This window comes from Microseira wollei NIES-4236, assembly GCF_020521235.1.
GTDB lineage: Bacteria > Cyanobacteriota > Cyanobacteriia > Cyanobacteriales > Aerosakkonemataceae > Microseira > Microseira wollei.
The window spans coordinates 1-12041 of record NZ_BLAY01000236.1 but is presented as its reverse complement, the minus strand read 5'-3'; the positions used below and the strand labels follow the sequence as shown (position 1 = coordinate 12041).

The 12041-nt window shown below is 46.8% G+C and carries 11 protein-coding genes; 7 read left to right on the top strand and 4 right to left on the bottom strand.

The features are described from left to right. Nucleotides 1-331: 331 nt before the first annotated feature. The 3 genes from MiSe_RS43515 to MiSe_RS51650 all read left to right on the top strand — a co-directional run bounded on the left by MiSe_RS43515 (nt 332) and on the right by MiSe_RS51650 (nt 4297). A complete protein-coding gene (locus MiSe_RS43515; RefSeq protein ID WP_226592602.1) occupies nt 332-1084 on the top strand; it encodes a DUF928 domain-containing protein in 753 nt (250 codons plus the stop codon). A 320-nt stretch (nt 1085-1404) separates the two neighbouring features. Next, a complete protein-coding gene (locus MiSe_RS43510) occupies nt 1405-4170 on the top strand; it encodes a CHASE2 domain-containing protein (RefSeq protein ID WP_226592600.1) in 2766 nt (921 codons plus the stop codon). 4 nt (nt 4171-4174) lie between these two features. Continuing rightward, the gene (locus MiSe_RS51650) at nt 4175-4297 is read left to right on the top strand and encodes a hypothetical protein (RefSeq protein ID WP_264196976.1); all 123 of its coding nucleotides are present in this window, start codon (nt 4175-4177) and stop codon (nt 4295-4297) included. A 383-nt stretch (nt 4298-4680) separates the two neighbouring features. On the opposite strand, the gene MiSe_RS43505 is transcribed toward MiSe_RS51650, so the two are convergent. Both MiSe_RS43505 and MiSe_RS43500 read right to left on the bottom strand, forming a co-directional pair. Further along, on the bottom strand, nt 4681-6246 hold the full coding sequence (locus MiSe_RS43505) for a DUF4335 domain-containing protein (protein ID WP_226592598.1): 1566 nt from the start codon (nt 6244-6246) through the stop codon (nt 4681-4683). A gap of 81 nt (nt 6247-6327) precedes the next feature. After that, a complete protein-coding gene (locus tag MiSe_RS43500; RefSeq protein WP_226592595.1) occupies nt 6328-6957 on the bottom strand; it encodes a DUF3038 domain-containing protein in 630 nt (209 codons plus the stop codon). Nucleotides 6958-7323: 366 nt separating this feature from the next. Between MiSe_RS43500 and MiSe_RS43495 the strand changes: the two genes are divergently transcribed. The 4 genes from MiSe_RS43495 to MiSe_RS43480 all read left to right on the top strand — a co-directional run bounded on the left by MiSe_RS43495 (nt 7324) and on the right by MiSe_RS43480 (nt 10829). Further along, entirely contained in the window at nt 7324-7842 is a 519-nt protein-coding gene (locus tag MiSe_RS43495) for an adenine phosphoribosyltransferase (protein WP_226592604.1), read from the top strand. A 257-nt stretch (nt 7843-8099) separates the two neighbouring features. Continuing rightward, nucleotides 8100-9137, top strand: a complete 1038-nt coding sequence (locus MiSe_RS43490) for an ABC transporter permease (protein ID WP_226592594.1) — start codon at nt 8100-8102, stop codon at nt 9135-9137. An 80-nt stretch (nt 9138-9217) separates the two neighbouring features. Continuing rightward, a complete protein-coding gene (locus MiSe_RS43485) occupies nt 9218-9511 on the top strand; it encodes a hypothetical protein (protein ID WP_226592592.1) in 294 nt (97 codons plus the stop codon). Nucleotides 9512-10463: 952 nt separating this feature from the next. After that, complete coding sequence (locus MiSe_RS43480) at nt 10464-10829, top strand: low temperature-induced protein (RefSeq protein WP_226592590.1); 366 nt, start codon at nt 10464-10466, stop codon at nt 10827-10829. Between the two features lie 213 nt (nt 10830-11042). On the opposite strand, the gene MiSe_RS43475 is transcribed toward MiSe_RS43480, so the two are convergent. After that, nucleotides 11043-11393 carry a carbon dioxide-concentrating mechanism protein CcmK gene (locus tag MiSe_RS43475; RefSeq protein ID WP_226592588.1) on the bottom strand — a complete coding sequence of 117 codons (351 nt, stop codon included), beginning with the start codon at nt 11391-11393 and terminating at the stop codon, nt 11043-11045. Between the two features lie 94 nt (nt 11394-11487). Continuing rightward, nucleotides 11488-11793 (bottom strand): carbon dioxide-concentrating mechanism protein CcmK, encoded by a 306-nt coding sequence (locus MiSe_RS43470; RefSeq protein ID WP_226592585.1) that lies wholly within the window; start codon nt 11791-11793, stop codon nt 11488-11490. Nucleotides 11794-12041: the final 248 nt, after the last annotated feature.

The window sequence follows — 12041 nt, the reverse complement described above, 5'->3', positions numbered from 1 at the left end:
AGCGAGTAGGGAGAGCTACTCCCGAATTTACGCCTGCGGACAAGAAGGAGCCGACTCCCTTGGTGGAAGCAGGAAGTCAAGCTGATACAAGTCTCATAGGTAGATTTGAGTAGGTTTGGCAGAGCGGAAAGTGCAATAATTCTTGGTAAGCAGCAAAACCTATTGAAAAATAGCAGGCAATGGGTAGTATAGCGAAGATTTTAGCCTATACAACCGATTAGACTTGGGAGTGTAAACAGCTGATATGGCTTGGGAGCCGAATTCCCCAACAATAATAGTTTTTTACTTGACCCTGGGTTTTTAACGATTCATGATTCAAAGGTGGGCAAATATGAATTTGAGCAAATCTACCCTAAGGCTGATTGCTGCACTCTTGACGCTTTCAGTCCTGGTAGCACCTAATTTCACCCCTAGGGTGGGGTCACAAAATCGCCCAACCAGTTTTGAACCGCCACCAGGGAGGGGCATACCCCGTGGGGGTACGGCAGGCGGGGGGTCGCGTCCTGTTGCCAGCGCTTGCGACCCGTCCAAGAGAACGGTCAGCTCCGCTACTTTAACCGCTCTGAGTCCCGGTCGTCACTTGGGGTTAACGCAAAGCTCGCGCCCCAAGTTGCTGGTTTACGTACCGCAAACCACTGCCCAAACGATGGAATTCAGCTTATTTGACGAGCAGATGAACGGCGTTTATCAAATGAACGTTCCTGTTTCTAATCGCACTGGATTAATTAGGATTGAGTTACCAGAAAATGCGCCATCTTTGGTCAAGGATAAACCCTACTATTGGACAGTTGCCCTGATTTGCAATCCTAACGAACGAACCGAAGACATGGTAGTAGGGGGTTGGATCGAACGCACCGAAGTCAACGATAGTTTAAAGCAAGAATTAGCGAAATTGCGAGGCTTAGATCGCGTATCCTTCTATGCCAAACGGGGATTTTGGTACGATGCGCTTAATACCTTGGTGGAACTGCGACAGGCAGAACCTGGGAATTTAGCGCTCGCTGCTTGGGCAGAATTATTAAAATCGGTGGGATTAGAGGCGATCGCACTAACCAGTTACCAGTTACCAGTAACCAGGTTGTAGTAGCTCTAGCTCTTGCACTTGGTCATTAACTTGCCAAAGAATAAATTTTCTGGCTAATAGGGAAAGCCATCTTTAGAGGAATTAACAGTAAGCCTTTGAAATTGATTTCCGGGCGGGTTATGAGACTGGTGCAAGCTCTCAATATACTGACTTTTCAGCTAATGTGGAAAATGCAATCGCGACCTAACCCAAAAGCTGCTGCCAATTAACCCAACAGAAAAATTAAAGCATATTCACAGAATTTTTACATTGGCGAGACACAATAGGAAAAGTACAAAACTTCAGCTGGCAAAACTTACGGCGGCAGCGAAAAACCATCTATGTGGAAAAAGCTCACAAATCACATTCTTCCCCATCGCGGTATCGGCATAACCGCTATCGGTGTAGCGGGAGGGGTTCTGGCGCTGCAAGCATCGGGAGCATTGCAGTTGCTTGAATGTACGATTTTAGACCAATGGTTTCGCTGGCGTCCCCTGGAAAAAGGCTCTTCCCGTGTAGTTATTGTCACCATTGATGAACCAGATATCTCGCGTTTGGGAAGCTGGCCCATGTCGGATGCGAAGTTAGCAAAAGTCATCCAAAACCTGAAACAGCAACAACCGCGAGTTATTGGTTTAGATCTTTATCGCAACCTCAGAGTCGAACCCGGACATCAAGAATTACTGAACATATTCGCTACCACACCCAATGTAATTGGCATTCAAAAAGTCATCGGCGATGGGAATGGCCCAGTTGTGCCGCCGCCACCCGTTCTGCCACAGAAAAACCAAGTTGCTGCCAGCGACTTGGTGCTGGATGCTGATGGTAGAATTCGCCGCCATTTATTATCTATCCGCAGCGAGGGAAAAGTTTATTCGACTTTAGGAGCTAAGCTGGCATTAGCGTATTTAGAAGCGGAAAATATTCACCTCGAAAGAAGTCAGGATGGCAGCTTTAAATTAGGCAAAGCCAAATTGCCGCCGCTGCAAGAAAATGAAGGCGGTTATGTGGGTGCCGATAGCGGCGGTTATCAAATTTTGGCGAATTTCCAGCGCCTGCACCAGAAAATCCCGACAATTTCCCTCACAGATGTTTTGGCAAACAAAATTCCGGCGAATTTAATGCGGGGGAGAATCGTACTGATTGGTTCGGTAGCGGAAAGTACGCGCGATCGCTTTTTAACCCCCTACAGCACCAACTCTGACACAGTTTGGTCTGGCGTTCAAGTCCATGCCGACCTTGCCAGTCAACTCGTTAATGCAGCTTTAGATGGCAGGCAAATTCTGCGGGGAATTCCAGCACCTTTGAATTGGGTGTGGGTATTTTTCTGGTCAAGCATAGGAACTGCATTAGCATGGAGGATAGGTTCTGAGAGTTGGGTTGTGGTGGCGCTTCCCGTTGCGGGTGTTAGTTTGCTAGGTAGCGCTTACTTGTTGTTTTTATCCGGTTGGTGGGTAACCGCTGCCGCACCATTTTTAGCCTTAGTAAGCGCTGGTGTTGTCAGTCGCGTTCATCTGTTGTGGACAAAACTGGAAGCTTCGCACCAAGCCTTAAAAGAATCGCACCAAGCATTAGAAGATTACGCTCAAATTTTAGAACAAAAAGTACGCGATCGCACCGCCGAACTGTTGGAAAAAAACACAGCTTTAGAGCAAGCAAGACAAGATGCCGAAGCTGCCAACCGCGCCAAAAGTGCCTTTCTCGCTAACATGAGCCACGAGTTGCGAACCCCCCTCAACGCAATTTTAGGATTTAGCCAACTTTTGAGCAACCAACCGCTGCCACCAAAACAAAAAGAGCAACTCGATATCATCAACCGCAGCGGCAACCACCTGCTGAATTTAATTAACGAGGTGCTAGAATTAGCCAAAATTGAAGCAGGCAAAACCGAACTCAATCTGAGCTGCGCTGATTTGGAAAAACTGCTAAAAAGCCTGCAAGAAATGTTCCAAATTAGAGCCAAGGCGAAACAATTGGAAATGGTTTTAGCTCTGGGTACAGACATACCCCAATACATCCAGACAGACGAGGGAAAATTAAGTCAAATTTTAATTAATTTATTAGGCAATGCCTTCAAATTTACTTCGCAAGGTAGCGTGACAATACGTGTAAGAGTGCAGGGTAGTAGGGGAGAACTGGAGAATATAGATTCAAATTACAGCCCTAATTCAGAATACATAATATTTGAAATAGAAGACACTGGTCCCGGTATTGAACCGTCAGAAATCAACCAATTATTTAGAACATTTGCCCAAACTTCATCCGGAATAAACTCTCAACAAGGTACAGGATTAGGATTAGCAATCAGTTACCAATTGGCTAAAGTAATGGGCGGTGAAATTGCAGTTAAAAGTATAGTAGGTAAAGGAAGTATTTTTAAAGTAACACTTCCGCTTATGCTCCCCACAGCCTCTGCAATTACAGCGCCAACCTCGGAGCAAAAAATTGTTGGCTTAGCACCCAATCAACCCAATTATCGCATTTTAGTCGTTGAAGACATTTTAGAAAATCGTTTATTTTTGGTGCAATTGCTGTCAGCAATCGGTTTTGAAGTAGGCGAAGCTAAAAACGGTCAAGACGGAATTAATTTGTGGTCAAATTGGCATCCAGATTTAATTTTAATGGATATGCGGATGCCGGTAATGAATGGCTATGAGGCAAGCAAGCAAATCAAAGCAACACCCAAAGGAAAAAGAATAACCATCATCGCTTTAACAGCGGGTGTTTTTGACGATAAACAAGCAATTTTAACCTCTGGTTGCGATGACTGGGTGCAGAAACCTTTCCGCACAGAAGAACTGCTTGACAAAATTGCTCAATATCTCAAGGTACGTTATGTTTATTCCCAGTCCGAAACCGAAGAAGAAAATAACAGCAACTCGGATAATATATTGAATAGAGAAACTTTAAAAGCGTTGGGAGCATCTTTAGCCGCAATGCCAACCGACTGGAGAACAGAATTACAGGTGGCTGCATCTTCCCTCGACGATCAACGCTGTCTCGAACTAATTGGTGAAATTGCCGTAGAATACGCAGATATTTATCAGAATCTAACCAATTTAGTTGAGAACTTTCGCCTGGACATTATCGTTGATTTGTGTCAGTGAACCTTTGGCAAAAATATTTGGGGCAGGCAAGATGCCCAACCCACAAAACCAAAAAAATTCTTGTGGGGTGGGCGTCCCGCCTGCCTTTAAAGCCGATGAAGGCGACTTTTGCAACAGACGTGCATGAACTAATATCATGTCCTTAGGTATCGGTAGTGTATAGATGGCTAATTGCTAATTGCTAATTGCTAATTGCTAATTGTCAATTGCCAAAAGAGCAGCCATTAGCGATTAGCTATTAGCTATTAGCAGTTACACAACCGTTGCTATTGGACATGAACTAAGTTCACAACCAAGGATAAAATCCATCTCACCTGCCGAAGAAGCCCACCTGCTCACCAGCTATTTTCAAGACAGGTCTAGTAATATCATGTCCTTAGGTATCGGTAGTGTATGGATGGCTAATTGCTAATTGCTAATTGCTAATTGTCAATTGCCAAAAGAGCCATTAGCGATTAGCTATTAGCAGTTACACAACCGTTGCTATTGGACATGATATAATCTGGACTTTTACGGAATTCCCCGCCAGGGACTGACTTGTAGGACACCTCTGCGGGTAAACACAACCCTGTAGTAAGCAATCGGTTCGCTGGTACCTGTAGCAGGCGCTACTGGGGTAGTAGAAGACTGGAGTTTGGGGAGGGGAGTTTGGTCGGCATAATCAATCGCAGCTTGGTTGCGGGCTTCATATTCTACTACCGTCCCGTCTGCACGCACGCCCACCCGGTATTCTAGTTTGTCTGGAAACCTTAATCGTCCTTCCACCTTTTGCTGAATGCTGTTGTAGAGGGTCGTATTTAACTGGCGAAGCGTTCTAGCATCGTTTATTTCTGCTCCCTGGCTCACTAAAGGAGAGTTTGTCGGTGTAGGAGAGGCTAAAGTCGCTCCTGGGGTTTCCCCTGGTGTGGGGGAGACTAAAGTCGCTCCTGGGGTTTCCCCTGGTGTGGGGGAGACTAAAGTCGCTCCTGGGGTTTCCCCTGGTGTGGGGGAGACTAAAGTCGCTCCTGGGGTTTCCGGTGTGGGGGAGACTAAAGTCGCTCCTGGGGTTTCCCCTGGTGTGGGGGAGATGAGAGTTGTTCCTGGTGTTGCGGTGGGTGTGGGGGATAGCAGCCCTCCAGTTGTCGACAAGTCGGTAGGTGTAGGCGAGACTGGGGAGGTCCCTGGCGTTTCAGTCGGAGTGGGGGAGACGAGAGTTGTTCCTGGTGTTGCGGTGGGTGTGGGGGAAATCAGCCCTCCAGTGGTCGGCGAGTCGGTGGGCGATGGGGAGACTAGGGGGGTTTCTGTAGGCGATGGGGAGGCTAGAGGAGTCGCCAGGGGGGTTTCTAAGGGCGTTGGGGATGGAGATAGGAGCGCCCCAGTTGTTGGGGTTGGGGTTAATGGCGGTTCCCCCGTAGTTGCTGGTTCGGTTGGGTTAGGAGTAGTAGAGAGGGAGTTGGCGTCCGATCGAGGGCGGGGGTCTTGGGGTTTTTGGACTTCGGGGACGGGTACTAAGAAGAATGCGATCGCCGCCAATGCTAAACTAGACACTCCCAACGCAGCTGGGGCGGCTTTTTTAGCTATCGGTTCGTCAGGTTTAGCATATCGCCGGGAGACGGGTACTAACGGCACCGATACATCCGGTAAGGTTTGAGTATCGGCAAAAAACTGATCCACCGCCTCGACTAAATCGAACAGCTGCACCGTCGTCAAATCGATCTGGTAAGATGTCATCGCTTTCGAGTTACCCGTTGCACCGTTGGATACGGCTACATGTTCGGGATCCTGTAAGATCAAGCGGTGCAAATGCCGGTCAATTTGTTGTATCTTTACCAATGGCAAAGCTTGTCCGTCCTCATCCGGATGGGGTACGCCACTTAAAAATGCTTGGGCGTAGCGACTGACTGCTTTAACCAAGCTTTCAAAAAATTCCCGTCCGCCGCTAATGGTTGGTTTTCCCCCTGCCAAATGACACTCTGCATTCACCAAAATCGACATCACCGGGCGCATCTCTAATTGCCTGTTTCCCGTGGTTGCATCGCTCAACCCCTCCAAAAACAGCGTGCAATTGGGCAGACTGTACTGGCGTTGAATAGTCATTTTTCTTTGCTAATTGCTAATTGCTAATTGATAATTGGTCATTGCGATTTTGTTCAAGAGCCATGACGCTTGACCTTTGACCTATTCCACTTCTCCGTCAAACAGACTACTCCAAAATCGCTGCATCCCGGAGGTTCCGGTACAGAATAGCAATTTTGCCAACAGGGAAATCGCCAGTTCGTTCAGTTTTTCGTCGGAATTGTAAGCGACAACCGCAGAGCGATGGGGGTTCATGCGGCTGCGGAAATGCTTGCGGAAGCGTTCTAGGTACTCGGATAAGCGAAAATGGTGTTCTGGTGACAATTGCTTCTCGCTGATTTGTTGGTAAGCTAGCAACAGTTGTCTGATCAAAACAGTCATGCGTCGTGCTAGATAGCAGCCAACCACTACCAAGGCTTTCGCTTCTACCAAGCTCAGGAGACGGCGCTGGGTGTATCGTCGCAGCGGGTTGGTAGAACGCATTCGCCACAGTACTACGCGATTTTTAATCACCCCTTGCAGATCCAGATCCTTGGCTGTGGTCAAGATGGCTTCCGAGCCGCCCAGATCCAAAGCTTCAATTGCCAGTAGAATCAGATCAATTTGCAGCCTCGCCCGACGGGGACAATCCTGCGGGTCAATCGTCGGCGGGTCGGGCAGGTTGCTTAGTATCAGCGGGACAACCTGGGCAGGTGGACTATTTGTATGCATCGCGCTTGCGGTGACTTTCATTCCAGCTTGCATTTGTGGGTGGGTAAAGTAGACTTTGGCAAAACTAATTTAGAATTGATGGCACTAATAGGGTATCTAACGTTTAGTATTCACATATTGCGCCCAATTTCTTACCTAGCAACTCGGCTTCCAGCAGGATTTTACCGAAATTGGCGATCTCTGGCGAGTTCTGTATATTAACGAACGCTCTCAAACTGTGTGACTCTCCAGTGTACGATTTCTTTTGCATCCGGTTGGTTGTACGCCCACTTTAGCTAAATTATCTGTGGGGCTACTTTCCCAGTCTAGTCAAAAAGCGCCCCTCTCTGGGATATAGCAACCTACCCCGTGCCGATGTCAACCCATCACCTCAAAGAACCTAAGTCTATGGATTTAAAATCCCTGATTCGCGATATTCCAGATTTTCCCAAACCGGGAATTATGTTTCGCGATATTACGACGCTTTTAAGCAACCCCGATGGCCTGCGTTACGCGATTGATAGTTTGACCCAAAAGTGCAAGGAAACCGTACAGACAGTTGATTACGTGCTGGGAATGGAATCCCGTGGGTTCATTTTCGGCACGCCTTTAGCCTATCAACTGGGGGCAGGCTTTATTCCCGTCCGCAAACCGGGCAAGTTGCCCGGGGCAGTTCACGCGGTTGAGTATGAACTGGAGTACGGTACTGATCGGCTGGAAATGCACCAAGATGCGTTGCACCCAGGCAGTCGGGTTTTAATTGTAGACGATTTGATTGCCACGGGTGGAACCGCAGCTGCGACGGCGAAGCTAGTCCAGCAAGTTGGCTGCGATCTAGTTGGTTTTGGCTTTATCATCGAACTACGGGATTTGGGCGGACGCCAACAACTTCCCGATGTGCCGATCGTGACGCTGGTTGAATATTAACGCTTGTTGCTAGTTATAAACTTTGGCGTTGCTAATTGCTAATTGCTAATTGCTAATATAGGATTTTTACTGATTGAGCCTCGTTCTCCGGGCGACTGCCTGGGAACGCCATTAGCCATTAGCCGCTCTCAGAGAGATAACTAGCAACTTGAGTTATTAATAGTAATTGGTAATTGCAGATTGCAGATTGCAGATTTAACTTCAATCTACAATCTAAAATTACCAATTAGCAATTAGCAATTAGCAATTAGCAATTTATGACTTCTGCTAAGGTTTCCTCGGTTCCCGGTTTGAGTGGATTGCTCGCTAGCGAAACAACTATTTATGTGCTGAAGCGACTCTTGCAAGCGATTGTGACTTTGTTTTTGGCTTCGGTACTTTGTTTTGCAATTATTCAACTGGCACCAGGGGATTTTTTGGATACGTTCAAATCAAATCCTAAAATTTCAGCACAAAGACTTGAAGAACTTAAGCGTCAGTTTGGTCTGGATAAATCGGTTTTTGAGCAATATTGGTTCTGGTTGTGGGGAATTGTATCTAGGTTGGATTTTGGGCTGAGTTTTGCTTATCAGCGTCCGGTGGCGTCTTTGTTGTGGGAACGGGTACCCGCGACGCTGCTGCTGGCAATTTCATCTTTGATTGTGACTTGGGCGATCGCTATCCCTTTAGGTATTCTCGCCGCCGTGAAGCAAAATCGCCTAGCCGATCGGATTCTACAGGTACTCAGTTACGCCGGACAAGGTTTTCCCAGCTTTATCACCGCGCTTTTACTCCTATTCTTCGCACAGTCTACTTCCCCTCTATTTCCCGTGGGCGGGATGATTAGCATCGACCATGCCGATCTATCGCCTTTAGGTAAAATTTTAGACATAGGCTGGCACATGATTTTACCTACCTTGGCTTTGAGCATTACCAGCTTTGCCGGATTGCAGCGGATTATGCGCGGGGAATTGCTCGATGTCCTGCGTCAAGATTACATCCAAACCGCTCGCGCTAAAGGTCTGCCAGAAAATCGGGTAATTTACGTCCACGCCCTCCGCAATGCGATTAATCCTTTAATTACCCTACTGGGATTTGAATTTTCCAGCTTGCTCAGCGGTGCTTTTATTACGGAAAATTTCTTTAATTGGCCTGGACTAGGGCGTTTGACTTGGCAAGCTGTAATCAACCAAGACCTCTATCTAGTGATGGCTAGCCTGATGATAGGGGCGGTAATGCTAATTTTAGGTAACCTGTTGGCAGATTTGCTACTCAAGGCGGCAGATCCCCGAATTCGCCTGGAAGACTTGAATTAGATCGTGGGTGTTGGGGAATTGCAGATTTCAGAGCAGAATTCAATCTAAAATCTAAAATCTAAAATCTAAAATTCCCTACTATGTTCTCCCAAATCTATTACGTTATTCGTTCTCGATCTGATGGTAGCTATCTAGTTGCCCGCACAGAAAGTGGTTCAAACCCATCTGCTGGAGGTTACCTGCTGATGTTTCGCGAAGATTTCGAGGCACTCAGCTATCTCAACAAATGGGGTGCAGATGTGGCAAACCGCTTTGCTGTAGAGTCTCTCCCTGGAAGTCAGGTAAAGAACCTGCTCAAACGTTGGGGTTTTCTCGGTGTGGGGGTTGTGGTTGACCCCCTAGAACCCAGAATAGAGTTTCTCACCCAAGAGTGAGCGATCCCTCGGATACAATATTTCCCCAAACCCCTGTTTATAGCGGTTTGCGACTTGGTGGAATACAGCCCTTGTGGCTCTCGTTTGTGTAGCGGCACCCTTAAGGGTGCCGCTACACAAACGATAACTTATGCAAAATCAAGTTTATTCTATCAAGTCGCAAACCGCTATATTTGTTTCTTTTGAAGTTTAGACGTTTGTTCTTCCAAAACCCGAACAAACGCTCCCTTTTCTACTTAACCGATCCGTATTAACGCCAGTTGCTAGTTATAAACTTTGGCGTTGCAAGCTTGCTAATTGCTAATTGCTAATAAAGGATTTTTACCAATCTCGCCATTAGCCATTAGCCGCTCCCAGAGAGATAACTAGCAACTTGAGTTATTAGTTAACCAATAATATCATGTCCTGAAGCAACGGTTGTGTAACTGCTAATAGCTAATCGCTGGCTCAATCAGGAAAAATAATATATTAGCAATTAGCAAGCTTGCAATTAGCCATCCATACACTACCGATCTCTCGCGGACATGATATAATTTGAGACTTAACACCAACCAATTCTGAAATTCGGCTCTTTTGTACTTAGCGTGCAAAACCCGGTTTTTTGGGCAGGGGGCATAGGTAATGCTTTATACGCCAACCAGGCGAGCGCACCTTTCGTAGTAGGCGCTGTCTTCGCCCCCAAGTATGAGAGAGCCTGGGGGACAAGGGAAGACTCTTTGCAACTTGGTATTAGTTTACACAATAGCTACCCATTACCTATTACCTATTACCTATTTATTATACGTCTAGAGGCTGATTTATTCTGGTCGTAGTGAGTTAAACAGATCTATCTGCTTACAGATGCGTAGTTGTTAAAAATTTGAGCAAATAGGTAATGAAGTTCAGAATAAAACTGAGTTTCACCGAGCAAAAACCAAGAACGATTGATTTGGAAAAATAGGAGAAGTTTTTTATGCGCTTCATTCGCTTAAATCTGTCTGCGTTGGTGCGTCCAGTTCGCTTTTTCGTAGCTGCCTGTATCTGTGCTTTGGTGTTGATTTCCTATGCTTTGCCTGCTTACAGCGCTATGATGAGCAGCCCTGGTTCAGGTGAAGCCAATTTGACTGAAATTGAGCGCAAGTCTCAAGAAGCAGTTGCTGGTAAAAGCCCCTACGATTTTGATATGAATAAGCAGCAGTCAGAAACCCATCCGGGTTTGAATGAAATTCAAGGAACGGCTGATTATGACAAGATGAAACGCCCTGAAAATACCCAAGGTATTCAAACACCTGCTGACCAGCTGGAACATGCATTGGAAAAAATCACGGGAAGAGACTAGGGAAAAAATCGGTTTCTTAAAAGCAAGTTAATGAGTGGAAAAAGGGCAGATAGTTCTGCCCTTTGTTTTGTTTAATTGATCTGGTAGTAGGTAATGGCGTTCCCAGGCTCTGCCGTGGAAGGGTAATTGTCAAGAGCAGACTGCCAATGAAATCCAATTAGCAATTAGCAATTAGCAATTAGCAATTAGCAATTACCAATGTCGCAACTTGCGTTACGTACCAGATCGTCCTGGAATTCTCAAACCTTCTACTGCTTCGCGGAAGGGTTGGACGGTGGCAGAAAAATCGATTGGTAAAACAGCCACCACGTTTTCATCAGGCCGAGGAATAATTACCCAAGATTCTAGCGTTCCACCATAAACATTTTCTACCGCCGCTATACCGGCATCCATCGCAGTTTTGACTTCAGAAACATCCCCGCGAATAATTACTGAAAAGCGGGCGCTTCCGACTCTAAGGTAGCCGACAAGGGTGACGCGGCCTGCTTTGACCATGGCGTCGGCTGCTGCTAAAATACCCGGAAACCCTTTTGTTTCTAGGGCACCGACTGCTTGCTGTCCCATTGCTAATCTCCTGACTTGATTAATATCTGCGTCGCCGCGCATTAATTTTAGGGGTTTTCACTGCCGATGCTACCCTTTGAGGAATTTCGATCGATTACCGGAAAGGTTCGCTGGCTTTGGTATATTCGATGGGCAGAACCGCTACGATATTTTCTGGCGGATTGGGAACGATGTAGTGGGTAACCACTTCTCCACCGTAAGCTTTTTCCCCAGCTTGTATACCAGCTTCCATTGCCACCTTGACTTCCGAGACGGCGCCTCGAATGGCGACTAAAAGGCGGGCGCTTTCAGCTTGACCAAAATAAACTAGGGTAACTCTCCCCGCTTTCACCATCGCGTCAGCGGCGGCTAATACGGCAGGAAAACCGAGCGTTTCAATAACTCCAACTGCCATTGGCATGGAGGCTTCCTCAACGATTGCGATGCTTTATCACTCATTGTACGGGTCAACGGATGCCAATTTTTACACCCGGTTGCAAAATTTATCGTTCCCATAGAGAAGAGGGTGGGGGAAGGTAGTAGCACGGCGGGGGAAATGTTCTTTCCCAGCGAAGGTTTTATGCTTGCCGTGCCGAGAAACCGGGTGGGCAGGGATTGGGCACGGCGGGGGAAATGTTCTTTCCCTGGGAAGGTTTTATGCTTGCCGTG